Genomic DNA, 24,044 nt, shown 5'->3' with positions numbered 1-24,044 from the left:
ATTGCCTTTCTTCCTCAAATTAGAAAAGAACTGGTGTCTAATACCATCTTCAACCAAAGCTTAGGGACAGCACTCTCAGAAAGAATTACCCACCGCTTAATTCGAGACACCTCTGTAATTTGATAGCCAAGATTTCTTAAACAAGGGCATGTAGAAGTGCCTTAAAATTCCGTAAAATTATATCACTCTACTTTTTCATAATAATTCTGTCTCTACTTAAGTTTTCTACAATTATGTGAACGCTTCGAGTAAACTAAATTTCTTGAAAGGTTAATTCACCATAAAGCAGTTCACTTTTATTACGCAGTATTAGGGTGCTTCTAGACTTCATTTAAAAACAACTTTCTCCCTTAGTGCTTAAATGCCTAGTTCTTTGGAGTAGCTTCTCCAATCACGTTAGGAACGCAAGTGGGTGAAGAACAATTGAATTTAACTATGAAAAACTTAAAGGGTGGTATAGTAATGGAAGAATTTGCCCCAAATTATAATGAGAAATTATCAAAATAATGGGGTGGAAAAAATGCATCCATTTTTTCAAATTCATTCTAATCTTCATTCTTTCCGTCTTTTTTCAGTGGAACACTTTTTGCCACTTGGTATAATTTTAGTTCTATGCACTCTCCTGTTTATTTTTAGAAGCGAGCTAAAAGAGAAAAGTAAAAGAAGATATTTAAGATTCTTTTTAGCCTTCCTCCTTTTTTTTTCTACCGCTATGGAGCAAATTTGGCTTCTATATGAGCATGCATGGTCATTGAAAAGGGCTTTACCACTTCAGCTTAGTGATCTTTCTGTCATTCTAGCTATTGTGATGCTCTTTACCAAGAGTAAAAAACTTTTTCAATTCCTCTACTTTGCAGGGTTGGGCAGTTCTATTCAAGCTATTTTAACTCCTGACCTTGGAAGATATTCGTACCCGCACTTTGAATATTTTGAGTTCTTTGTGTCACATGGAGGGGTGGTGCTGGCTTGTATATTCATGGTTTTGGTTTTAAATTACTGCCCGACTCTTCATGGGATGTGGGTAACCATTTTTATTGTAAACATTTATTCAAGCATTGTCTTTTTCCTCAATAAATGGCTGGGAGCGAATTATCTATATATCATGAAAAAACCAAAATCGGGTTCTCTTTTAGATTACCTTGGACAGTGGCCTTGGTATCTTCTCTCCCTTGAGATGGTAATGATTTTAAGTTTTTATATTTTGTATAGTCCGTTTTGGATAAAAAGAAAATAAAGATGCAGTCAGATAGAAAATTCGGTCGTACCTTATATAAGAGGGGGCATTTTGGGATCATTAAGTCCTACTCATCCACCATATTAACCCGTATGTTTCCCACTAGGTGCATCCGGATTGGTATCCGTCTCGATGGTCATGCGGCAAATTCACGGTTTTCCCTTGCTGTCCATATCCAGGTATCATGGAAGGTTTACCGTTAATAAAATCCCAACCTTGGTCAATATTTTTTCTTAGCATATAAATCTCCTCCCTATTGGATGTCATATTTGTTGTAAGTTACTTTCTTTCCAGCGTTCCTGATTATTAAACGTTTCCATTTTTTTCTGACATCTGTGTACTGCAGCGTAATATATAGTCAACCTCTGGCGTGTAGAAAAACTCCCATTTTCCACTATATAATTCAACATGCACCCGGTTTTCAAACTCACTTGATTTCATTTCTGCATCGACTAAAGGTTTACCATTCATAATTACGTTTCCTAGCTATGCATCTGGTAATTCAACTGTAGTAGCAGTGTTGAACGGAATAAGAAACTTAAATTTCAACTGTCCTTCGTCATTCAATTCCCACTGACTTTCGTATAATCCTGCAGCAGGATTCAGGGTTGCCTTAACATGCTTTAATCTATAATCAGGCTTCGGTGCCAACCTTACCTGTCTAAAGCCAGGCTTTTCTTCTACGGGATTAATTCCAGCAACATTTCGATACATCCATTCCTCGATTGAACCATAAGCATAGTGATTTAGAGAGTTCATGTCGGTGCCCCTAATCTTGCCGTCTGGTAATACAGAATTCCAACGTTCAAAAATGGTTGTAGCTCTCATCGTTACTGCATATAACCAGCTTGGATAATCTTTGTTTAGCGGTAAAGTATAAGATAAATCATTGTTTCCGTTCTCTGACAGAACTCTGCATAGATATGGTGTTCCGACAAAACCAGTCTTTAAATGGTGGTTCTGCATAAAAATAGCCCCTATGAATTATTATAGGTTACTGAGAGTTTACCATTGGTATATTTTAATTCTGCCAGCAATGATTTGAAGACCGTTTTACATATAGAAGTCTCACTTTTCATTTTTTAATTTAATTGTCTTAAGAATGATGACGTTTGTCCATACCACTGTTATCTTACGACAATATAATAAATTGTACTTATTAGATAATTAAAAAATAAAATGGGTAAATCTAATCCTTCATTAAAAAATCAGCAAAGATAGGATGAGGCTTTATGCGAACCATTGTATTTATTGAAACAAACAAATCCGGATCTAGTAGAGAAGCTATAAAAGCCGCTGAAAGACTCGGCTATTTTACGGTGTTATTCACCAATAAACAAAAATTTATTCACCAAAGAACAGAATTTCCCGACGTCCATCAAATGATTTTAGTGGATTTATCCAATTATGATGAGTTAAGAAAAAACCTTAACCAACTACAACAACAAGGTAAACAAATAAAGGGAATTTTGAGTTTTGTCCATTCTTACGTTCATCTAGCAGCCGGCTTAGCAGAAGAATTTTGTACAAGTATAGTCTCTACCGATTCCATTTTTATAATGGAAAATAAAGTTTTAACTCGTGAGCTTCTCAAAGGACACCCAAATTCTCCCCATTATGCCCTTTATAATCCAGATGATTTTTCCTTAGAGGAATTTATTGATCAAGCCAAGGACTATTTCCCTCTTATTGTAAAGTGTCCCACATCTGCCGGCTCAAAGGATGTTATGTTGGCAAATAACGAGGACCAGTTAAAGTTGGCATTACAAGATTTACTAAAAAAACATGAACAGATTTTACTGGAGGAGTATTTAGAAGGACCGCAATATTTAATTGAGGTTTTAGTACACAATGGAAAAGTTCATATTGTAGCAATCATTGAACAACAAATTACTCTTTTTCAACGATTTATTGTAACCGGATATTGTTTACTACCAAATATCAATCAAAGAATGTACAATCGTATCTTTGAAACAGTAAGTTCCATTTTACAAGCTTTTCAGATGAGAAATGGTGCCTGTCACCTCGAAATGCGTTTAGTAAATGGAGAATGGAAAATAATTGAGATTAATCCAAGAATCTCAGGCGGAGCGATGAATCGTATCATTGAAGTTGGATATGGAATTAATTTGGTAGAGGAAACCATTCAATTAATGTTAGGAAATGAGCCTTGCCTTACTAAAAAACACAGTAAGTATGTATATGCACATTATTTAACCGTTGATTCTAAAGGGAAATTAAGTAAGGTAACGGGGAAAGAACTCAGCTCTCAATATCCCGGTGTAGAAGAGGTGTATATAAAACCCCGAAAAGGACAGATCGTACGTCCACCTTTATCAATGGGAGATCGTTGCGGATACATTTTGGCATCCTCAAGTAATAAAATAGAAGCGAAAAGAATGGCCATACGAGCAGCCAGCAATATCACCTTCTACCTTGACCCCCTTTAAATTCCTGAGTGACAAAGAATGAGTATGATGTTCCTCGTGAGCTCTTAATGATTGAACAAAAATTAGAAGAAGTATTTGGAGAGGTGGAAAGAAGTAAAATGACGCTAATTGGCATGCTTCATCATCGTAGAGATCCAAGTAAAGTAAAGAAAGCATATGCTTATGCCGCTGTCGCAAAAGCTGAAGGTGTAAATTTTTTTTACTTTACCCCAGGTAAGGTGAATATCAAACAGCAAAAAATTTTAGGAAAAGCCTATGAAAATGGACAATGGATTGAAAAGGAATTTCCTTTCCCTGATGTCATTTATAATGCAAGTTATCTTGCGAGTGAGAAAACAAAACATATCTTTGATTATTTGTATGATAGAATTCCGTTTACAAGTCATTCGATTGGGGACAAATTATCGGTATATAACAGAATTAAAAAGGCAAATAAATTTAAACATTACCTTATTCCTTTTTATGAATTAACCGACGTTCAGATTTTTTTTGACATGATCAAACGATATCAAAAAGTGATTATCAAACCGTTATCTGGGCATCAAGGAGGCGGCGTTGTTTTTATCGAAAAAAATGGTTCAAAACATTACAAAATGAATGATGCAGGATTAGAATCATCTATGAATGAAAAACAATTGTTAGACTGGTTATCTCCTAAAATACAAGAACAAGATTACGTCGTTCAACAGTTTATTACTAGTCAAACAAAATCTGGTCATGTTTTTGATTTCCGGTTGCATGTACAAAAAAATGGAGAAGGCAAATGGGTGATTACTTCTATCTATCCAAGGATCGGGCGTTTAGGGACCATAACTTCTAATATGGGGAGTGGTGGTTATAGTACTTACCTGGATATTTTTTTAAAAACAGAGTTTGGTGACTCCTGGTATGATATTCAAAGGTATCTTGAACAGTTTGCGATCAGTTTTTCCAATCATTTTGATTCTTTATATGACAGTGAATTGGATGAATTAGGAATTGACGTCGGAATTGATGAAAACCAAAAACTATGGCTTTTTGAAGTGAATTGGAGACCAGGTCCACCTAATATATATAGTTTGGAATTAGATGTAGCCAAAAATACGATTTTATATGCTAAATATCTAGCTGATACAAATAAACGATAGACGTGAATTCATATAAAACACTAAATACCTCAACATTTCATTTCCACCATTTTGTGATATTGATAGTGTTATATAGTGCCCCAGATATTAAGGCCGCTGTTATGGCGTCCTATTTTTTTTTTTCATACTGAAATCCCTAAAAAGGCAGCTTGCCGCACATGGACTTCACCTCCAAGGCTGAAATTCATTAAAGGAAAGCTGCCTTTTTATGTGATATTTTAACTTCTTAAATATTCGATGACATCATCGAAGTCCGAGTCATCCCCTCCAGTTTTGAAATAAACAAGGTCATTCGGGATTAAAAACGAATCAAAAAACCTCTTCATTTCATCTGCATCTGAAAAATGATAAACATGATCAGGATTTACTCCAGCCTCGATAGCTGGCTTCTGAAAATCCTTTGCAATAAACCCTTTGGTGATGAGTACATCGACCCCCGAAGCAGCGATTAAATGTCCTGCCTTTTCGTATTCTTCATCTGCATATTTTCCCAGGGATGCCATTCTGCCCAGAACAGCAATTTTCCGTTGGGATGGCAGTGCTATTCGGCTTAATGTTTCTAAGCCTTTTCTTAACGAGGCAGGATTTGACTTCCACGTATCATCCACCAGTGTAATTTGATTTCGTCCTTCCATTATTTGAAAATGAGATCTCATGTGATGATAAGAGGATAATCTCTTTAAAGCATAGCGAATATCCACTCCTAACAAGCTAGCTGCTGCTAATGAAGCGACTGCATTATAGACACTATGCTCACCAAGCCCTGGTATATATCCTTTATATTCCCTTTTCTTATATTCCATCCAAAAAGTCATGCCAGATAAATCATATTGAAACTTCTTAATTCTAAACCTAGCATTCTTGTTTTTTCCGAATGTGATAATCTCTCCCTTAAATTTAGAAGTATCGATGGAGGAGAGATAAGGGTCGTCCGAATTTAAAATAAGAATTCCCTCATTGTTCATACCTTGCAAGATTTTTGCCTTTTCTGCTAGATAATCATCAAATGATCGAATTTTATCCGTATGATCTATATCAATCATGGTCATAATCCCAATCGTCGGGTAAAAATACTTACAGGACTCCGTCATATCCCCTTTTTTAGATACGGCGGTTTCAAACACTGCCACATCCGTCTCTTCATCCATTCCCAATAAATAAGGAAGGTTGTAATAATCGGCATTTTTGCTGGATATGGTTGCCTGGACATTGTGTGTTTCTTCTAAAATATGTTTTAGCATTTCTTTCGTAGTCGACTTTCCACATGTACCCGTAATGGCGACTACGGGAATGTTAAACAGATGCCTATAATATGAAGTGAATTTAAAGAAGGTGTCTTTGAGGTCCTTTACCAGAATGATTTGCTCAGGATTTAATCTTTCCATTTGAGAAAATGGCGTATCTGTGACGATGAATACATTTTTGTAATTCTTTATTCTTTCAACAGGAACCTCTCTATTGTTCCAACGAAAATATAACGTATGACTCCTAATTTCAAATCTGTTATAAGTGACCGTCTTGATCCGTATTCCTTTTTGCTTTTCATTAGGCTGAATGTTCATGGCAGTTAAAATGTTCTCCAATAATAATGTCTTCAAAATGTCCCCCCTGAAGTTCCTTTTTAAAGCATCTCCCCCAATAATCCTTTTCTATAGGTAGTAGTGATTGAATCACTATGAATTTCCTAATGTATCATATGATGTGTCCCCTCATGCAGGTGTGTGATAAATACACATGAATCTTCCTCCCTGGTTTCATATTTTTAATGTTTTCCGTTTTTCACATTGTTTTAATCTGAAAGTCATTCATTTTTTCGCAGAACAGCTATTAAATTACCTAGTCATGGTTGCTCTGTAACTAGCCTAACCCGCCAAAATTCATACTTTACCCGCCAACCACTAAAAAGTTCTCTGAACACAAATAAAGGGACATATAATTGTCCCCCTATAAAAGTTATCAAAGACTTCGATCAGTTCTGGATCTGTTACTTTTAGAGTTGATTGATGATTTGGAAACAATTCTTCGTGGTTTTTGTTTGCTGTTTCACTTATACGCACAATTAATCCTCCCTTTTTATCGAGAGTGGGCTGCATATATACAGCCCACAACAAAAATATTAATCTATACCAAGCACTGGATGCGGTACATATGGTTCTTCCATGTACGAAATTTCTTCAGCTGTTAACTTTATTGATAGAGCAGCTGCTGCATCTTCAAGGTGAGATACTTTCGTAGACCCAACGATTGGAGAAGTAATGGTGTCTTTTTGCAACACCCAGGCAAGTGCGATTTGAGCTCTTGGTACACCACGTTTTTCCGCCACTTCCGCCACTCTTTCAACCACTTGTCGGTCTGACTCGGACGTTGCTGGGTAAAACTTTTGTCCAACCGCTTCTTTTTCCCAACGTGCACTTGATTCTTCCCAATTACGAGTCAACTTTCCTTTCGCAAGAGGACTCCAAGGAATGACGGCGATTTTTTCTTCCTTGCAGAGTGGGAGCATTTCTCTTTCTTCTTCACGGTATAAAAGGTTGTAATGATTCTGCATTGAGACAAACTTAGTCCATCCATTTTTCTCCGCAATATTGTTCGCCTTCAGAAACTGCCATGACATCATAGACGAAGCACCAATGTATCTTGACTTTCCAGCTTTCACGACATCATGAAGTGCCTCCATTGTTTCTTCAATCGGTGTGTTGTAATCCCAGCGGTGGATTTGGTACAGATCCACATAATTTGTGCCCAGGCGTTTAAGGCTTTTATCAATTTCGCTCATAATATGCTTTCGGGAGAGACCTTTACCATTTGGGCCTTCATGCATCGGAAAATAAACCTTTGTCGCAAGGACAATTTCATCCCGATTTGCAGATTCTCTTATAAAATTCCCAACGATTTCTTCACTTGTACCTTCTGAATAAAAATTCGCTGTATCAAAAAAATTGATTCCTAAATCAAGGGCTTTTTTTAGGATAGGACGACTGTCCTCTTCACCAAGTGTCCATTTAGGATAACCACGGTCAGCTTCACCAAAACTCATACAACCAAGGGTAAGGCGAGATACATCTAATCCTGTATTTCCAAATTTCACATAATCCATTTGAATAGTCCTCACTTTTTAATAATTTTGCTAGAACAAACTTGGCACCTTTGGATGCAAGTTCCTTTGCAGTAGCCTTTCCAATACCACTGGAAGCACCAGTAATAATGAGAATTTTGCCTTGAATATGAGACATACCAGATAAAACATACCTCTATAAAAGATAAATAATGATTCATTAATGTACTTATGTCTATTATTATAAATAGATACAGCTTACTTACAATTGTTAAATCAACGCTTTTTGTTAATTAGTGAACAAATCCATAGAAATTGTTAATTATCTGTTAAAAATTTAGTGGACCTATCATGACTTAAGTGGCTTTAAGATTCCAATAACCAATAATAGTGACGTAAGAAAAACCGCCTCTACCGAAGCGGTTTATTTTCTAAGGAATCATTATTGGGGTGCATCATTTTTAACATTATTGTGATCAATGAATTGAGCATCATTTTCAGTAGCAAACTCATCATTTACTTGGCTTACATTTTGTTCCTGGTTGTTATTTTTGTCGGTGTGATTTATGACAAATTTTGCGAAATTACCATTGTTAGGAGAAAAGTTTTTCTCTTGGCTCATAAGAAGCCCTCCTTGATGTTAGTAATAGATTGACTGAACTTAGGTAATAGAGAAAATTAGCTATAAGAATTACATAGTTGATATGTCAATAACGAATCGATAACGAACATCACTACGTAGAACACGCTCATATGCTTCATTTATTTGTTCAGCACGGATGATTTCAATCATAGGAGCTATACCGTGTTTAGCAGCAAAATCCAGCATCTCCTGTGTTTCACGAATTCCACCTACAAGGGATCCTGCAATGCTACGACGACCCATGATTAAAGAAAAAACATGATACTTATCTGCCTCAGCTGGGGCACCGACATTTACAAGTGTTCCATCTACCCGAAGCATAGATAAATACGCATCAACATCTAGATTTGCGGAAACTGTGTTTAATATTAGGTCAAATTGACCAGCCAACTCTTTGAATGTAGCAGGATCGCTGGTTGCATAATAATTATCCGCACCCAGCTTTATTGCCTCATCTTTCTTTTTCATACTTTGGCTCAATGCAGTTACTTCGGCACCCATAGCATGTGCAAACTGAACAGCTACGTGTCCAAGGCCTCCAACCCCCACAATGGCAACCTTTTTACCTGAACCTATGTTCCAGTGTTTCAAGGGAGAGTATGTAGTGATGCCTGCACACAATAACGGAGCTGCTACATCTAATCCTAGAGCATCTGGAATACGGACAACGAAATCTTCCTTTACAACGATTTTTTGGCTATATCCGCCGTAAGTTGGATTACCCTCATAATCTAATGAATTATATGTGCTGATAACACCTTTCGTACAAAATTGCTCTTCACCGCTCTGGCAGTATTCACATTCTCCGCACGAGTCAACAAAACAACCAACACCAACATGGTCCCCCACAGCAAACTTTGTAACTTTTGATCCCACTGCTGCCACAACTCCTGCAATTTCATGACCAGGAACCATTGGGAATATTCCACCGCCCCATTCATCAAAGGCACTGTGAATATCCGAATGACAAATACCACTAAATTTAATATCAATTAAAATGTCGTCAGGTTTTAATTCTCTTCGCTCAATGGTAGTGCGTTCGAAAGGTGCTTTTGCCTTTGGAGCACTAAGAACACCCGTCGTAGTTGTGTTTTTTTGATTATTTGACATAAAAAACAACACAATCCTTTCTAGTTAACACCGAATAATTCGATTAACAATAATAGAATTACCCCTATCTTGTTCCCTATACACAATGATAACTAAACACTTTTATAGGATTTGTTGATTATTAGACAAAATAATTCTAATTATCCACTATCTTTATTAATTTTGTTTTACCCTACCATATTTAAAGTAGAGTTGAGCATGCTCAAAACTCAAGGGACTGATAAGAATAAGACCTAATTCTATAATTTATTGTGCCGTATTATTTAATTATTCTGAACTAAAAATGGGTCAACCCATTGATTGACCCATTCTTTCATTTAAATAGAGTTGTATTACAATGTAGACATATCAATAACAAATCGATAACGTACATCACTACGTAGAACACGCTCATATGCTTCGTCCACTTGGTCAGCACGAATTACTTCAATCATAGGGGCTATCCCATGTTGTGCAGAGAAATCGAGCATCTCTTGTGTTTCTCTAATTCCACCAACGTTTGAAGCAGCAATACTGCGACGGCCAGCGAATAGGGAGAAAACATTGTACTGATCTGGCTTGTTTGGCAAACCAACATTTACAAGTGTTCCATCAACGTTAAGAATGGATAGATACGCATCAACATCGATATTTGCAGACACTGTATTTAAAATAAGATCAAATTGACCAGCCAACTCAGTGAATGTAGCAGGATCACTGGTTGCATAATAATGGTCTGCTCCAAAACCAATGGCTTCCTCTTTTTTATTCATAGTCTGACTAAGGACAGTAACTTCAGCACCCATAGTATGGGCATATTGTACAGCGAGGTGACCAAGACCTCCCATTCCTACAATCGCAACTTTCTTACCCGGGCCGACATTCCAATGTTTCATTGGAGAGTAAGTCGTGATGCCTGCACACAATAATGGGCTTGCTACATCGAGATCAAGTCCGTCTGGAATACGGACAACAAACTTGTCCTTTACAACGATTTTTTGGCTGTATCCACCGTATGTTAGATTACCGTCGTAGCCTATTGAATTAAATACAACGACAACACCTTTCTTACAAAATTGCTCCTCGCCTCTAAGGCAGAATTCACATTCTCCGCACGAGTCAACAAAGCAACCCACACCAACTCGATCACCAACAGCGAATTTTGTAACTTCTGAACCTACAGCTGTCACAACGCCTGCAATTTCATGACCAGGAACCATCGGGAAGACACCACTGCCAAAATCATTGTGTGCATTATGAATATCGGAGTGGCAGATTCCACAATACTTAATATCTATTAAGACATCATCTGGCTGTAAATCTCTCCGTTCAATTGTCGTCTTTTCAAATGGTGCTTTTGCACTTGGAACACTAAGTACACTGGTTGTAATGTTTTGATGTTTATTACACATAAGACACAACACAATCCTTTCTTGTTATCGCTAAAATTTGGATTTACATTAATGGATATTTGGCTAACCATTAACCATCAATAATATAAACACCAATACCTTAATGTACATCTGTTTATTATTATACGTTGATTCATCATGTTATCAATGGTTAAATCAACTCACTTTGTTAAGTAATGAACAAATCAATTGAAATTGTCTATTAACTTTAAGAAATTTTTCATTAACCAAGTCTTCTTTGTAAAGCACAAAGATATGGCCTGTTTATTAAAATAGAAATGGGCTACCATTGCGTAGCCCACATTCTAAAAATTATATTTAAGCTTTTCGTTTTTTATTAAAACAATACTTTAGATCATAACAAACTTACATAAATGTTCTTAATCAAATTGCATGATATTTATTCCATTTTCCATTTATATATCGACCGACGAAAATGAATGCTTTCACAATCCAATCAATAAACATAGCCACCCAAGTACCGAACATTCCCATGTTAAAATAAATACTAAGGAGATAAGCCAACGCAATACGACAGAAAAACATCGATAAAATCCCTACCCACATCGGGAATTTAGCATCTCCTGATGCACGGAACGTTACAGGCAAAGTGTAAGCTAGCGGCCAAATGATGACTTCGAAAGCTGCATGCCACCAAACGATTTGTGTCGTCAATGATCTTGCAGTCTCTGATAATCCATAGACATTTAATATGGCAGGTAGTAAAACAAGTACCACTGCACAGCTTACTACTTGTGCCGAATACACAATCCCCATAATTTTTTTGGTAAAATATTTAGCCTGTTCATAATCTCCTGCACCGATACATCTTGCTATAATTACAGTCAGCCCAAGGCCGATTGCCATACCTGGCAGGACTTCAAACATTACAATAGTGCCTCCCACCGCATTAGCTGCAATGGCTGCTGTACCAAAAGTGGAAACAAGACTAAGTACAACAATTCTTCCGAAATAGAACAAACCATTTTCTAATCCATATGGAACACCAATACCTAAGATTCTTTTAATCATGGACCAGTTAAATTTGTGTTTTAAACTTTTCTTTATATATAATGGCTGCTTTTTGTTAAAAGCCAACGTGATAATAATCGCTGCTGCCGTAATACGTGATAGAAGTGTCGGTATGGCCACGCCTTCAACTCCAAAGTGAAAGCCATAAATAAGGATGGCATTCCCTACTGCGTGAGCAATGTTCATGGCCAACATTACATACATGGGAAGTTTTGCATTACCCACTGTCCTAAATATGGCAGCTCCAGCATTATATAACGCAAGGAATGGAATAGATATGCCAGTGATCATCAGATAAGTATTTGCACTAGTGCGTACTTCATCGGTAATTTTCCAAATAGTCCATTCAAAATTAGTGGTTTGATTAGATAGATAATGAGCGTGATGATAATAGACACAGCGCCAGCAAACCATACCAATTGATTTGCTGCTTCCCTTGATTCTTCCAGCTGCTTCCTACCCAAGTATTGTCCCGCAATTACTGCCCCACCTGTTGCGAGTGCCGCAAACAAACTAATGAGTAAAGCCATAACAAAGTCTACAAGGGAAACTCCAGATACAGCAGATTCACCTACGTGGGCTACCATAATGGAGTCTGCCAATCCCACCAGATATTCTAAACCCTGCTCTATGATAAGTGGCAAAAATAATACGAATAAATCCCTATTCGTAAATAACTTGGTTGATTGTAACGCTAAAGTCTTCTGTTGTAACTTAATCCCCCCGATTATACTGCTTTATATGATACTGCAAATATCCGTAACTCCAGTGTTTCCAAAAATAAATATTGATTCATTAATGAACAACTGTATATAATTATAAATAGAAATTGAATACTGGCAATTGTTAATTGGACACAATTTGTTCATTAGTGAACATATAAATAAAAATTGTTAATTATCTTTAAAGGAGTTTAAATCTAAATGACTAAAGTGGATAGAAGAATAGCTAAAAGCCAAGAAGCGATAAAAAAAGCAGTAGTTGAACTAATGTCAGAAAAAAGTTTTGATGACATCACGATACAGGATATTTCCGACAGGGCAAATGTTAGCCGGGGAACCATCTATCTTCATTACATGGATAAATTTGACCTATTGGATAAGCTCATTGAAGAGCATATTGATAAAATGGGGGAAATTTGCGAATCGACATCTGAAATGGAGTATAAAGATGCGAATCTGCCATGGTTTGAATACCTCAAAAGTCATTATTTATTCTTTTCAACCATGTTAGCAAGTAAAGGAGCCCCTTCTTTCCGTAGGCAGTTCCATGAGTTTCTTATTGAAGAGTTCAAGGATGAAGTCGATACATCACAAGGAAAGAACCATGAATTAAATGAAGATGTTCTTCTTCAATTTATTGTCACTTCATATGTTGGGATTGTGGAATGGTGGATCACGAATGGAATGTCTTATCCACCTAAAGTTATGGCAGAACAAGTAGGAATTTTGTTAGAGAGAAATCTATAATAATTTTTATCACTATAACCGAATAAAAAACTTTATAAAAAAGGCTAGGAAATGTGAATACCTAGCCTTTCTCATATACTTTTTATTTACACGGTATTGGTAATTAGTCCCAATTCATTTCTTCAGAAGAGGATACTTTTTTATCATTTTCAATTAGGAATACATTGATCCAATGCATCATTAGGAATTGTTGGTCCGATTTCCTTTACGTTAATAATACTACAATAAGAGAAGAAAATTGTTAAACAGCATGCCTATGTAATTTGTGAACATAGACATCCTACTTTTTATTTCATTCTTCGAACAGCTTTAAAAATTTTAAGAGCTTTTCCATCCAACGAATATTATGTTCTGATTGACTAAATGCATGTTCACTAATAAATTGAACCGCCCTCTGCTGTTTCTCATCAAGTAATTCATTTCGCACTTTGAATTCTTCTTTATTTTTAGCCTCTTTATATCCCGCCCACCGATTCTTTTCTCGTTTTAAAGTTTCCTCAAGGAAAAAAGCTGCCTTCGCTGGATCAATGTATTTTAACAGATAAATGGATATGTACAAATCTTGTATCTTTGAGACTTTTTTAAAGCTGTTATAAATCTCTTGCTCAAGGAAGCGCCTTCCTTCTTTAGTTATCCCGTACAGGGTTTTGTTCGGGCGATTAACTATCTCAATTGTTTCAACAGGTTCAATTAGTCCTTTTTTCTGTAGTGCCTCAAAATTATAGTAAAATTTTCCTTCACTTATTTTTATGGGAATTACATCTAATAATGCTTTCTTTAATTGATAGGGGTTACTATTTTCATTAGCCAAACTCCCGAGTATAAATAACGAAAGAGACATTGGAAAATCTCCTTTCTTATAATTAGTCCTTTAATCCTTTAAATTTTATCATAATAGTAATCATCATACCTCCATTTGTCTTCATTCTCAGCCGCTGAAACGTTTACTTTTCTTAAACCAAATTGCTTCTGAAAGCGTGTAGTCGCAAGAGTAATAAAGCCCATTTATATAATTTTGCAACAGAACAAAAATAAAATTCTTTAGTACAATTTACTCTATATAAACTACTCTGATTAGAGTAAATTTGTAATTAGTAAAAGACATGAAGTAATACATAATTAGCAATTAACCATTAATATTACTTTGTGTAAATTTATTTACAGGAGGAAGAATATTATGAATAAAGAAGTAATTCCAATGAATGAAATCACTAATTTCCAATCACGTACGGAAGAGTTTTTTCCTATTAATTGGTACAAAGAAATGCTTCAAAATCATCCTATTTATTATCATGAAAAAACAAATACATGGAATGTTTTTAAATATGAAGATGTTAAACAGGTGTTAAGTAACTATGAATACTTTTCAAGTGAAGGTCCAAGAACCACAATTTTTGTTGGAGCTAAAGACAAACAAGAAAAAACCTCACCTATTATGAATATTACACTCATAGATCCACCTCAGCACCGGAAAGCACGCTCCTTGTTAGCAGCTGCTTTCACTCCCCGCAGTTTAAAAAACTGGGAACCGCGTATTCAACAGATTGCAACCGAACTTGTGGAAGCCATACAAGAAAACTCTACTATTAATATTGTTGAAGCCTTGGCTGCGCCATTTCCTAGTCTGGTCATAACAGATTTATTTGGGGTACCGGTACAAGATAGGTATCAGTTCAAAAAATGGGTTGATATTCTTTTCCAACCTTATGACAAAGAAAGATTGGAAGATATTGAGCTGGAGAAACAAAATGCTGCCAAAGAATATTTCCAATATCTCTACCCGATTGTCGTTCAAAAACGATCGAACCTTTCGGATGATATTATCTCTGACTTAATCCAAGCTGAAATAGATGGCGAAGGGTTTTCGGATGAGCAGATTGTACAGACCACAATGTTGCTTTTAGGTGCGGGGGTTGAAACAACAAGTCATGCGATTGCCAATACTTTCTATTCATTGCTCTATGATGACCAGTCATTATATGGAGAACTAAAAGACCATATAGAATTAGTGCTAAACGCAGTCGATGAAATGCTCCGATATCGTTTTCATATGTCTAGAAGAGATCGTACTGTTAAACAAGACAATAATTTATTAGGCACTGACTTAAAAAAAGGAGATGTTGTCATTGCGTGGATGAGTGCTTGTAATATGGATGAAAATATGTTTGACGATCCATTCTCTTTAAATATTCATCGTTCAAATAATAAAAGACATTTGACATTCGGAAATGGTCCACATATCTGTTTAGGTGCCCCTCTTGCACGATTAGAAATGAAAATTGCTCTAGAGGCAGTCTTACAAAAGTTTTCTCGCATCGAACCGGTAGAAGGGTTTCAATTAGAAGAAAATTTAACTGCTTCTGCTACGGGACAGTCCTTAACTTATTTACCGATGAAGGTCTATAAGTAAAGATTAAACAGTCATTTGAAATATGATTGTGGAATGGTGGATCACGAATGGAATTCCTTATCCAACTATAGTTATGGCAGAACAAGTAGGAATTTTGTTAGAGAGAAGTCTATAATAATTTTATCTCACTATGTCCGTTTAAAAAACTTTATAAAAAAGGGTAGGAAATGTGTGAACTGTACCCTTAATATAGACAGTTAAAAAAAGATCCTTTGCAGCTAAAAGATGACCTCGGTATTGAGCCGTGGTCATCAAGGAAATTTGGTACAAAAGGTCCTTAGCTATCCATAAGTCTGTTTTTCGCTCAGGAAAGACCACTTGCTCAGATCAGATTTGAGTTAGAACTTTTCCATGCCGCTCTATTACAGCTTTTCCTGAAGCAGCAGCCTCTCTTTTAGCCCTATTTTCTTTCCTAATATGATAAACATAAAAATACACCAAATGATCAACTTCTAAAAAAGCATTTGATGGAGACTTTGTGGAAATTGATAAGATGGAGAAAGACTGGTACTTTGTAGGTTCTTATTAAGTTGAAACGGCAGCTAATTTGCTGCCGTTTTTTTCCTTTTTTTATTAAGTTAATTTAGGTTCTTTTCTTTCAATCAATGCTAGGTGTCCCATCAACTACAACATTCAAGACATTTATTACTTCCTATTTACAAAATCATTTATTTTGTCCCGATGCCCAATAACAGCTAACTTATCTCCGTCATTCAAAATTTGATCTGGAGAAGGAGAAATGAACAATTCCTGATTTTTTACGATTGCAATGGCATTTAAATCATATTTTGCTCTTAGATTAAAATCCCGTAAACTTCTCCCCGACATACTTGGAGGGATTACAATTTCCTCTATATTGTATTCATTTGACAGCTCAATATAATTCAATACATTAGGTAAAAGAAGCTGATGTGCTACACGTGCCCCCATATCTCTTTCAGGATGAACAACCCAATCTGCACCAACTTTTTCTAATACTTGTCCATGACGTTTATTAAGGGCTTTGGCGATAACTTTTTTTACACCTAATTCTTTTAAAAGCAAAACGGTTAATATACTTGCTTGCATGTCGTTTCCTATCGCAACAATCACATAGTCAAAATTACGAATACCTACAGATTTAAGTGATTCTTCTCGGTGGAATCAAGTACAACGGCATGCGTAACAAATTCTTTTCCATTCTCTACTCGATCTTCATTTATATCAATCCCCAGCACTTCTTGCTCTGCTTCAAATAATTTAGATGCTATACTGGTTCCAAATCGCCCTAACCCAATAATTGCATAACTTTGCTTTACCATATTTCTGCGTTCACCCCATAAGAAAACATTTTACTAACCAATTAGTATTTTCTCTTCTGCAAATCTTACTTTTGATTCTTTTTGATTTTTTAAAAGTGCAAAAGCCATCGTTAAGGGTCCAAGTCTACCTATAAACATCATGATGGTAATCAATATTCTTCCAATGGGCGTCAGATCCGTTGTTAAACCTGCTGATAAACCAACTGTCCCAAATGCGGAAATTGTTTCAAACAAGATTTTGCTCATTTCAGCCTTTTCTGTATATGTCAATAAAAAGAAAATGATGAAAATAAAAATGATAGCTGCAACGACGATTGATAAAGCCCTATTCACATATTGCCATGAAATTCTTCTTCTGAAGATATTTACATCGTTCCGATCCGTTAGGACTGTCCAAAATGCGAAAATGATAATGGCATAAGTGGTTACTTTTATCCCACCGCCTGTAGAACCCGAAGAAGCTCCTATAAACATTAAGGCCATCATAAATACTTGAGATGAAATGGTCATTTGCGAAATATCTATGGTATTAAAACCTGCTGTTCGAGGCACAACTCCTTGGAAATAGGATGCCCAAAGTTTATCTCCTAACCCAAAGTTTCCAATCGTCTTTGAATTATCATATTCTGAGGCCAATATTATTAGAGTCCCTACAATGTTTAGAATGAGTGTCATCAACAAAGCTACTTTAGAGTGTAGGGACAACTTACGTAAAGATTTTTTATTAAATAAATCCAGGATTACTGTAAAACCAATACCTCCAATAATAAAAAGGAGCGTTATTACAATATTGATAGTTGGATCTCCAACCCATTTACTAAGGCTGTCAGATTCTAAGCCGAAACCAGCATTATTAAAGGCTGAGATAGAATGGAAAATCCCATAATAGATGGCTTTCTTCAATGGCATCTCAAACGCCCATCTTATTGCTAAAATTATCGCACCCATCAACTCAACGATAAGGGTAATAAGAATAATTCGCTTTCCTAAGTGACCACTCCTGAGAGAGTAAATACATTTAATGAATCTTGCAATAATAAACGCTCCTTTAATCCGATTCTTTTTCCTAAAATAATGAACATAAATATTCCTGTCGTCATAAAGCCCCAACCGCCCATTTGAATCAAACAAAGAAGAACGATTTGACCAAATAATGTGAACGTTGTTCCCGTATCTACAACGGCCAAACCTGTAACACATACCGCTGAAGTTGATTCAAATAAAGCATCTATAAAGCTTAGTCCATGGCCCTTTTCGATTTATGTTCTTAAGGTTATATTCAATCTCCCAGTCAATCCATTTACTTTTTTTCATGTTAGGCGAAATAATTATTATTGTAACACTTGTATCGTACATCATATCTGCCAAATTTTTTTTTTATAGTTTCGGTGGATTTATCCGTTAAATCAGGAGAATCAGAAGTTTCACCTTGATAATAGAAAGCATCTTCACCTAATGATTTAATTATCGAATCTCTTAAACTTCTTGCCTCACTGTACTTATAGGATATGAAAGTTTTATGAGCCATAATCTTTTTCCACCCTCTTAGATAATTTGCAGGTTTTTAATGATTTCACTTATTAAATTTATTACTAAATCAGGTTCAGTTACTTCTCCTAATCTATCTATGTATCCATACAAATATGGATAGTGCTCACTATTTTTTTAAATTTCACTATAAATTGTTGCAGTTGCTCCACCAGTGCTCCCAACTGGTATTATAACTTTTTTTTGTTCCTTTGCTATTTGGAACTCTTCAATCATCCCATCTGCCTCAATAATGTTCCCATTTTCATCTTTTTTGTTGCCAAAGATAAATACTGCGATTCCAGCTTGCTGAATCATATCCTCACGGTATTTCTTTTTTAGTTCATTCATGGGTATGTCCCCTGATGAGAAGTGAGGGAACGGACGTAAACACAGATGTTCATCGACATGCTTATATTTGCTCCTCATGATTTCTTCTAAAGCACCATTAATAATTGTTGAGCCGATACCATAACCGAAACCGGAAACAATTCGGTAATCTTCAATAACTAGTTTTCTAGCTAATCTATGAGTAAAATCATTAACTTTCTGCTTTGTCCATACCTCCCCAAACTCAGAAATACTGCCTGAGATAAAAATATTTTTCAACAGATATCCACGCTCTATTTGTTGAAGAATCTCCGTAATTTCGTCATAACTATCTAAAATAACGGCTTGTATCCCATAACCGCGTAAATCTTTTATTCTCAAATCTTGGCGAGCTAAATTATACTGATAATCCGCTTCACTCTCGCCAGTTTGCTTATATACTTTTTGAAAGAAACAATAATGATCTCGCTGTGACTCACCTAAAAGTACGCGTATTTGGCTTAGTTTTTAGGCTTTTTTCTCGCTTTTATTCAGGCAAAAAGGATGGGATTTCTGTTCCCACCCTCTTTATTTCTTTTCTTCCTGCATTTACACAGACGTTATCCACAGAATATCAGAACTAAGTTTTGATTATGCCAAGAATGTGTTTTGAATATCAGGAGTGTATTATTGGTTTACCCTTTTAAAATGCGTTTCGCCGCACACTCCACATGCGAAGAGTGTATGTAGCAACACATGGGGTGCTGATGAGTTTACACTTGTTTTTTAAAAATTTTAGTTTAGAACTCAACCAATTCTTTCATTTTTTCTACATTTATTCCCATATGGGAATAACTTATATCTTACCTCCAAGTTCGGTTGTATAATAGACTCTTACGCAATTGTTATACGCCCAAGTAAATATAATTCAAAAATCTCATTTATTAAGATGGGGCAGACTTTAATTTTCACAAAAAATAACTTCAGGATAGAAAAAGCAGCAAAAATCTAGTAAAATATCCACATGTGACATTAGATAAGGGGTTAAAAAATGAGCGTATTAAACGTACAAAATTTAAGTCACGGTTTTGGTGATCGTGCGATTTTTAATAATGTGTCTTTTCGACTTTTAAAAGGAGAGCACGTTGGACTAGTTGGGGCAAATGGTGAGGGTAAGTCTACTTTCATGAATATTGTTACTGGGAAGTTGCAACCCGACGAGGGGAAGGTTGAGTGGTCACGAAAAGTTCGTGTTGGTTATTTAGATCAGCATGCTGTACTTCAAAAAGGTACCACGATGCGTGAGGCTTTGAGTACTGCTTTTCAATATCTTTTTGATGCTGAATCAGAGATCAATGAACTTTATGCAAAAATGGGTGAGGAAGGCGCTGATATCGATGCATTACTTGCAGAAGTTGGAGAGCTACAAGAAACTTTAGATAGTAATGATTTCTATCGAATTAATTCAAAAGTCGAGGAAGTTGCTCGTGGTCTAGGATTAGACGATGTTGGACTCGATCGAGATGTAGATGATCTTAGCGGTGGGCAACGTACGAAAGTTTTGCTAGCTAAGCTTTTACTAGAAAAGCCTGAAATCCTATTACTAGACGAGCCTACGAACTATTTGGATGAACAGCATATCGAATGGTTGAAGCGCTATTTACAGGAATATGAGAATGCATTTATCTTGATTTCACATGATATTCCATTCTTGAACAATGTTGTTAACTTGATCTATCACATGGAAAACCAAGAGTTAAATCGCTATGTTGGTGACTATGATAACTTCTTAAAAATATATGAAATGAAGAAGCAACAGCTAGAGTCCGCTTACAAGCGTCAACAACAAGAAATAGCTGATTTGAAAGATTTCGTTGCTCGTAACAAGGCAAGTGTTGCGACTCGTAATATGGCGATGTCTCGTCAGAAGAAGCTCGACAAAATGGAAGTTATTGAATTGGGGAAAGAGAAGCCGAAACCAGAGTTTATTTTCAAAGAAGCTCGTGCAACTAGTCGTTGGATTTTCACGACTGAAGATCTTGTTATTGGTTACAATGAACCACTTTCTCGCCCTCTGAATTTGAAAATGGAACGCGGACAAAAAATTGCATTCGTGGGTGCGAACGGTATTGGTAAGTCTACTCTTTTAAAAAGTATTCTTGGGTTGATAAATCCAATTTCGGGTAAAGTGGAACGTGGTGAGTATCAATACATCGGTTATTTCGAACAGGAAGTTAAACAGTCCAACTACAACACTTGTATTGAAGAGATTTGGAGCGAGTTCCCAAGTATGAATCAGGCTGAAGTCCGTGCTGCTCTTGCAAAATGTGGATTAACGACGAAACATATTGAAAGTAAAATCGAAGTCCTTTCTGGTGGCGAAAAAGCCAAAGTTCGATTGTGTAAAATTTTAAACACAGAAACGAATTTATTAATTCTAGACGAACCTACCAATCACTTGGATGTGGACGCAAAAGAAGAATTGAAGCGTGCTTTAAAGACATATCGCGGAAGTATTTTGATGGTATCCCACGAACCTGATTTCTATCGTGAAATTGCGACCGATATTTGGAATTGTGAGGATTGGACTACGAAAGTGTTTTAAATAAAGATTAAGGGGTACCCAATGAATAAAATTTCACTTGGGTACCCCTTTTTATAAACCATCCAAAATTTTTAATAAAAATATACTTTAGATTTCTTATAAAAGCTCATCCAATCTAAAGTTAGAATCTATTTCAATATTAATTTTGCAACAGCTTCCACATGCGTGGATTGTAGGAACATTTAATTAATTTTATTAAAAGTATATTCTTGAATATATTTTGATAATCCTTTATCACAACAATAAACATAGCACCCCTTCATCCCCCTAGTCATCAACGTTTTATATGTATTTCTAACTAGTTCATCTAAAGGATCAACTTGACCTTTTTTGGGCTTCGCAGGCCTTGCCCCTTTATCTTTAAACTCATCTCTTCTTACAATGATTTTCTTTGTTTCCTCATCAAAACCAAGGTCTTTTCCTATAATCACACCAACATAATCCATCTCAAGCCCTTGAACGGTATGAATGCACCCAATTTGATTCGCGCATTCCGGATGAATAGCCCAGTCAAGTCGATTCGGATCATTCCACGGCAAGGCAAATTTATGTTCCTCGATTTCCACATCCTTCGCAAGCTCTCCATCAACTAGCTCTTTTGTCCATTCCCACGCGTATCCAGCTAATAGTCTACCGCCGCGTTTATCAACGATTTCCTCTTTTAACTTCTGGGGACTTGAAACAATTTTAAAATCAAAATCTCCTTCCAAAGAGAAATTTTCTTTTTCATTATGTAATAAGCTATTTAACCATGAAATGTAATTACCTGAACCTGAGCATCGATATTGAGATTCAAGCTCTACAGCGTGAACGTTTGCACCTAACCTTGAGGCTTCCAATTCTACCTCCTTAACGCTACCGATATCTTTTTTGGAGATTTTTTGAAAATCATCAATAAAAAAACACGCTTATACGAGAGGAGCGAATAATTTGTGTAATTTGATTTTCTCCCTCAATTTTCTTCTTCATATGACCATGTTCTTTTAACCGATGAGCCTCGTCACAAATAAGGACATCAAAATAGTTTTCAGGTGTTTGTACATAGGAAGCGGAACCCTTAAACAAATCCCTGACTTCCACATGACCAGATGAACCAATTAACTTCTTGCGAAGCACTTCCCTGAATGCCTGATTAGGTGTTATATACTCTACATATGCTCTTGAATTTAACATATGGCTCATTAAATTTAATCCTATAACCGATTTCCCAGTACCTGGACCTCCTTTAATAATAATCACATGCTTTTGGTCCGTCTGAATTTTTAATTGGTTATAAAGACTTACTACTTTTTCATAAGCAACCTTCTGTTCATCTAGTAATACAAATTCTTCATTACCAGCAATTAGTGATCCCACAGTCTCTACTAATTTTTTGGAAGGACGGATTTTGCCATTCTCAATCGTATCGGCTATTTCTTTACCATTTCCTTTTGACACTAAATGCCGGATATTCTTAGCTAGATCCCGATCACTAAATTGAAAATACAATGGAGATTCTTTAATATATTTGTCATATCGTTTGTCGAGCAGCGGCTCACCAATACTAGCCATAATATAATTATGTAAATAGGCGCATGAGTGAAGTTTTATAGAAGTATCACTATACAAAGACTCGTTAAAATTTTGAAGGTATCGTTTATATGATGATGCTTGGTATGCAGGATGAACTGTTTCTCTTTCTCTCCCGCCCAAGAAGGTTCGAACAATTCCGTCCCCATCAGCAGTTTTTGCCTTTTGCCATTGCTTTAATTCAATAATCACCGCATTCTTTGTACCTTTGTCATCCTGTCCGGTAATCAGAAAGTCAATTCTTTTCTCAGTGGAAGGTAGTTTATATTCTAATAAAACGTGTGTGTCCTCTTTTAAATCAGCATCACGCAGTACCTTTGCCATTTGAGGAAGAGATCTTTCCCAAGACTGTAATTCACTGCTTGAAACGACCTTATTCATTTTACTTAATACTTTTTCCTTTAGTACATAGCCAATTTTATTTTCGTAGATATGATTTAAAAAGGCGGAAGATGTCTCATTATAAATGATCACTTGACCGTGTCCTCCTATTTCTTAACTGGGTACTTCTCTGCATTTTTAATCAACTTTCTTGTGACCTCTTCTTCAAGATTAATTTCCATTTTATCTGCTAACTGGATTAGATAAATGAATATATCAGCTATTTCATCTTTAATATTCTCTCTTGATTCAGCTAGTGCTTCTCCAGGGGTCTTCCATTGAAAGTTCTCGAGCAACTCACTTGCTTCAAGAGAAATAGAAATCGCCAAGTCTTTTTCGTTGTGATACTTTTTCCAATCTCTTTCATCCCGGAAGGATAAAATCTTTCTTTCAATCTCTTTCATTTAAATTTCTCCCTATGCTCAATTAAA

23 protein-coding genes and 2 pseudogenes are annotated in these 24,044 nt (G+C 36.0%); 6 read left to right on the top strand and 19 right to left on the bottom strand.

Annotated elements, in window-relative coordinates; translation table 11 throughout:
- Positions 1-520 precede the first annotated feature (520 nt).
- Positions 521-1,234: a YwaF family protein gene (locus COD92_RS19465; RefSeq protein WP_098530199.1), complete on the top strand. Its 714-nt coding sequence runs from the start codon at positions 521-523 to the stop codon at positions 1,232-1,234.
- Positions 1,235-1,336: 102 nt separating this feature from the next.
- On the opposite strand, the gene COD92_RS32140 is transcribed toward COD92_RS19465, so the two are convergent.
- The 3 genes from COD92_RS32140 to COD92_RS19460 all read right to left on the bottom strand — a co-directional run bounded on the left by COD92_RS32140 (position 1,337) and on the right by COD92_RS19460 (position 2,200).
- Positions 1,337-1,474 carry a hypothetical protein gene (locus COD92_RS32140; protein ID WP_176541191.1) on the bottom strand — a complete coding sequence of 46 codons (138 nt, stop codon included), beginning with the start codon at positions 1,472-1,474 and terminating at the stop codon, positions 1,337-1,339.
- 66 nt (positions 1,475-1,540) lie between these two features.
- Complete coding sequence (locus COD92_RS32135) at positions 1,541-1,705, bottom strand: hypothetical protein (protein ID WP_176541190.1); 165 nt, start codon at positions 1,703-1,705, stop codon at positions 1,541-1,543.
- Positions 1,706-1,720: 15 nt separating this feature from the next.
- Positions 1,721-2,200 carry an alpha-L-rhamnosidase-related protein gene (locus COD92_RS19460; RefSeq protein ID WP_098530188.1) on the bottom strand — a complete coding sequence of 160 codons (480 nt, stop codon included), beginning with the start codon at positions 2,198-2,200 and terminating at the stop codon, positions 1,721-1,723.
- Positions 2,201-2,466: 266 nt separating this feature from the next.
- Between COD92_RS19460 and COD92_RS19455 the strand changes: the two genes are divergently transcribed.
- Both COD92_RS19455 and COD92_RS19450 read left to right on the top strand, forming a co-directional pair.
- On the top strand, positions 2,467-3,684 hold the full coding sequence (locus tag COD92_RS19455) for an ATP-grasp domain-containing protein (protein ID WP_098530187.1): 1,218 nt from the start codon (positions 2,467-2,469) through the stop codon (positions 3,682-3,684).
- A 98-nt stretch (positions 3,685-3,782) separates the two neighbouring features.
- Positions 3,783-4,811 carry a YheC/YheD family endospore coat-associated protein gene (locus COD92_RS19450; RefSeq protein ID WP_098530198.1) on the top strand — a complete coding sequence of 343 codons (1,029 nt, stop codon included), beginning with the start codon at positions 3,783-3,785 and terminating at the stop codon, positions 4,809-4,811.
- Between the two features lie 218 nt (positions 4,812-5,029).
- Here the strand turns inward: COD92_RS19450 and COD92_RS19445 are convergent, their stop codons facing one another.
- The 8 genes from COD92_RS19445 to COD92_RS32520 form a co-directional block, all read right to left on the bottom strand.
- Positions 5,030-6,409, bottom strand: a complete 1,380-nt coding sequence (locus COD92_RS19445) for a UDP-N-acetylmuramoyl-tripeptide--D-alanyl-D-alanine ligase (protein WP_098530186.1) — start codon at positions 6,407-6,409, stop codon at positions 5,030-5,032.
- A 518-nt stretch (positions 6,410-6,927) separates the two neighbouring features.
- Positions 6,928-7,908 (bottom strand): aldo/keto reductase, encoded by a 981-nt coding sequence (locus COD92_RS19435; RefSeq protein WP_098530185.1) that lies wholly within the window; start codon positions 7,906-7,908, stop codon positions 6,928-6,930.
- Positions 7,835-8,044, bottom strand: a complete 210-nt coding sequence (locus COD92_RS33625) for an SDR family NAD(P)-dependent oxidoreductase (RefSeq protein WP_098530184.1) — start codon at positions 8,042-8,044, stop codon at positions 7,835-7,837. Before COD92_RS33625 ends, COD92_RS19435 begins: the two co-directional genes overlap by 74 nt.
- Before the next feature lie 264 nt (positions 8,045-8,308).
- Positions 8,309-8,488, bottom strand: coding sequence for a hypothetical protein (locus COD92_RS19425; protein WP_098530183.1), 180 nt, complete (start codon positions 8,486-8,488; stop codon positions 8,309-8,311).
- A gap of 69 nt (positions 8,489-8,557) precedes the next feature.
- Positions 8,558-9,619, bottom strand: a complete 1,062-nt coding sequence (locus COD92_RS19420) for an NAD(P)-dependent alcohol dehydrogenase (RefSeq protein WP_098530182.1) — start codon at positions 9,617-9,619, stop codon at positions 8,558-8,560.
- 332 nt (positions 9,620-9,951) lie between these two features.
- On the bottom strand, positions 9,952-11,010 hold the full coding sequence (locus COD92_RS19415) for an NAD(P)-dependent alcohol dehydrogenase (protein ID WP_098530181.1): 1,059 nt from the start codon (positions 11,008-11,010) through the stop codon (positions 9,952-9,954).
- A 384-nt stretch (positions 11,011-11,394) separates the two neighbouring features.
- The gene (locus COD92_RS19410; RefSeq protein ID WP_218011278.1) at positions 11,395-12,333 is read right to left on the bottom strand and encodes an MATE family efflux transporter; all 939 of its coding nucleotides are present in this window, start codon (positions 12,331-12,333) and stop codon (positions 11,395-11,397) included.
- The gene (locus tag COD92_RS32520) at positions 12,333-12,644 is read right to left on the bottom strand and encodes an MATE family efflux transporter (RefSeq protein WP_218014481.1); all 312 of its coding nucleotides are present in this window, start codon (positions 12,642-12,644) and stop codon (positions 12,333-12,335) included. The genes COD92_RS19410 and COD92_RS32520 overlap by 1 nt, the downstream gene beginning before the upstream one ends.
- Positions 12,645-12,965: 321 nt before the next feature.
- On the opposite strand from COD92_RS32520, the gene COD92_RS19405 reads away from it, so the two are divergent.
- Positions 12,966-13,511, top strand: coding sequence for a TetR/AcrR family transcriptional regulator (locus tag COD92_RS19405; protein WP_098530180.1), 546 nt, complete (start codon positions 12,966-12,968; stop codon positions 13,509-13,511).
- Between the two features lie 292 nt (positions 13,512-13,803).
- Here the strand turns inward: COD92_RS19405 and COD92_RS19400 are convergent, their stop codons facing one another.
- Positions 13,804-14,352, bottom strand: a complete 549-nt coding sequence (locus COD92_RS19400) for a PadR family transcriptional regulator (RefSeq protein WP_098530179.1) — start codon at positions 14,350-14,352, stop codon at positions 13,804-13,806.
- Between the two features lie 336 nt (positions 14,353-14,688).
- Here COD92_RS19400 and COD92_RS19395 point away from each other — a divergent pair, with 336 nt between their 5' ends.
- Positions 14,689-15,921 (top strand): cytochrome P450, encoded by a 1,233-nt coding sequence (locus tag COD92_RS19395; protein WP_098530178.1) that lies wholly within the window; start codon positions 14,689-14,691, stop codon positions 15,919-15,921.
- A gap of 645 nt (positions 15,922-16,566) precedes the next feature.
- Here COD92_RS19395 and COD92_RS19390 read toward each other — a convergent pair.
- The 4 genes and pseudogenes from COD92_RS19390 to COD92_RS19375 all read right to left on the bottom strand — a co-directional run bounded on the left by COD92_RS19390 (position 16,567) and on the right by COD92_RS19375 (position 19,460).
- Positions 16,567-17,222 (bottom strand): annotated as a pseudogene (locus tag COD92_RS19390) (potassium channel family protein).
- 33 nt (positions 17,223-17,255) lie between these two features.
- Positions 17,256-18,469, bottom strand: a pseudogene (locus COD92_RS19385) (TrkH family potassium uptake protein); the annotation flags it as partial.
- Positions 18,438-18,578 (bottom strand): TIR domain-containing protein, encoded by a 141-nt coding sequence (locus COD92_RS32920; RefSeq protein WP_255286642.1) that lies wholly within the window; start codon positions 18,576-18,578, stop codon positions 18,438-18,440. The pseudogene COD92_RS19385 and the gene COD92_RS32920, both read right to left, overlap by 32 nt.
- Before the next feature lie 309 nt (positions 18,579-18,887).
- Positions 18,888-19,460, bottom strand: coding sequence for a hypothetical protein (locus COD92_RS19375; RefSeq protein WP_098530177.1), 573 nt, complete (start codon positions 19,458-19,460; stop codon positions 18,888-18,890).
- A gap of 649 nt (positions 19,461-20,109) precedes the next feature.
- Here COD92_RS19375 and COD92_RS19370 point away from each other — a divergent pair.
- Complete coding sequence (locus tag COD92_RS19370) at positions 20,110-21,663, top strand: ABC-F family ATP-binding cassette domain-containing protein (RefSeq protein ID WP_098530176.1); 1,554 nt, start codon at positions 20,110-20,112, stop codon at positions 21,661-21,663.
- A gap of 182 nt (positions 21,664-21,845) precedes the next feature.
- On the opposite strand, the gene COD92_RS32915 is transcribed toward COD92_RS19370, so the two are convergent.
- Genes COD92_RS32915 through COD92_RS19360 form a run of 3 tightly spaced genes read right to left on the bottom strand, consistent with a single transcriptional unit; the run spans position 21,846 to position 24,017 of the window.
- Positions 21,846-22,526: a DNA/RNA helicase domain-containing protein gene (locus tag COD92_RS32915; RefSeq protein WP_255286644.1), complete on the bottom strand. Its 681-nt coding sequence runs from the start codon at positions 22,524-22,526 to the stop codon at positions 21,846-21,848.
- Between the two features lie 28 nt (positions 22,527-22,554).
- A complete protein-coding gene (locus COD92_RS32910) occupies positions 22,555-23,706 on the bottom strand; it encodes a DNA/RNA helicase domain-containing protein (protein ID WP_255295286.1) in 1,152 nt (383 codons plus the stop codon).
- Positions 23,707-23,720: 14 nt separating this feature from the next.
- A complete protein-coding gene (locus tag COD92_RS19360; protein ID WP_098530175.1) occupies positions 23,721-24,017 on the bottom strand; it encodes a nucleotide pyrophosphohydrolase in 297 nt (98 codons plus the stop codon).
- Between the last annotated feature and the right edge of the window lie 27 nt (positions 24,018-24,044).

The organism is Bacillus sp. AFS037270 (genome assembly GCF_002585305.1).
The sequence above is the reverse complement of the archived record's forward strand: the minus strand, read 5'-3'. Positions and strand labels throughout refer to the sequence as shown.

What these genes read in the sequence shown, in the direction of transcription:
- COD92_RS19465 (WP_098530199.1), top strand. Translation starts at nt 521, where the DNA reads ATGCATCCATTTTTTCAAATTCATTCTAATCTTCATTCTTTCCGTCTT.
- COD92_RS32140 (WP_176541191.1), bottom strand. Translation starts at nt 1,474, where the DNA reads ATGCTAAGAAAAAATATTGACCAAGGTTGGGATTTTATTAACGGTAAA.
- COD92_RS32135 (WP_176541190.1), bottom strand. Translation starts at nt 1,705, where the DNA reads ATGAATGGTAAACCTTTAGTCGATGCAGAAATGAAATCAAGTGAGTTT.
- COD92_RS19460 (WP_098530188.1), bottom strand. Translation starts at nt 2,200, where the DNA reads ATGCAGAACCACCATTTAAAGACTGGTTTTGTCGGAACACCATATCTA.
- COD92_RS19455 (WP_098530187.1), top strand. Translation starts at nt 2,467, where the DNA reads ATGCGAACCATTGTATTTATTGAAACAAACAAATCCGGATCTAGTAGA.
- COD92_RS19450 (WP_098530198.1), top strand. Translation starts at nt 3,783, where the DNA reads ATGACGCTAATTGGCATGCTTCATCATCGTAGAGATCCAAGTAAAGTA.
- COD92_RS19435 (WP_098530185.1), bottom strand. Translation starts at nt 7,908, where the DNA reads ATGGATTATGTGAAATTTGGAAATACAGGATTAGATGTATCTCGCCTT.
- COD92_RS33625 (WP_098530184.1), bottom strand. Translation starts at nt 8,044, where the DNA reads ATGTCTCATATTCAAGGCAAAATTCTCATTATTACTGGTGCTTCCAGT.
- COD92_RS19425 (WP_098530183.1), bottom strand. Translation starts at nt 8,488, where the DNA reads ATGAGCCAAGAGAAAAACTTTTCTCCTAACAATGGTAATTTCGCAAAA.
- COD92_RS19420 (WP_098530182.1), bottom strand. Translation starts at nt 9,619, where the DNA reads ATGTCAAATAATCAAAAAAACACAACTACGACGGGTGTTCTTAGTGCT.
- COD92_RS19415 (WP_098530181.1), bottom strand. Translation starts at nt 11,010, where the DNA reads ATGTGTAATAAACATCAAAACATTACAACCAGTGTACTTAGTGTTCCA.
- COD92_RS19410 (WP_218011278.1), bottom strand. Translation starts at nt 12,333, where the DNA reads ATGATCACTGGCATATCTATTCCATTCCTTGCGTTATATAATGCTGGA.
- COD92_RS19405 (WP_098530180.1), top strand. Translation starts at nt 12,966, where the DNA reads ATGACTAAAGTGGATAGAAGAATAGCTAAAAGCCAAGAAGCGATAAAA.
- COD92_RS19400 (WP_098530179.1), bottom strand. Translation starts at nt 14,352, where the DNA reads ATGTCTCTTTCGTTATTTATACTCGGGAGTTTGGCTAATGAAAATAGT.
- COD92_RS19395 (WP_098530178.1), top strand. Translation starts at nt 14,689, where the DNA reads ATGAATAAAGAAGTAATTCCAATGAATGAAATCACTAATTTCCAATCA.
- COD92_RS32920 (WP_255286642.1), bottom strand. Translation starts at nt 18,578, where the DNA reads ATGTACGATACAAGTGTTACAATAATAATTATTTCGCCTAACATGAAA.
- COD92_RS19370 (WP_098530176.1), top strand. Translation starts at nt 20,110, where the DNA reads ATGAGCGTATTAAACGTACAAAATTTAAGTCACGGTTTTGGTGATCGT.
- COD92_RS19360 (WP_098530175.1), bottom strand. Translation starts at nt 24,017, where the DNA reads ATGAAAGAGATTGAAAGAAAGATTTTATCCTTCCGGGATGAAAGAGAT.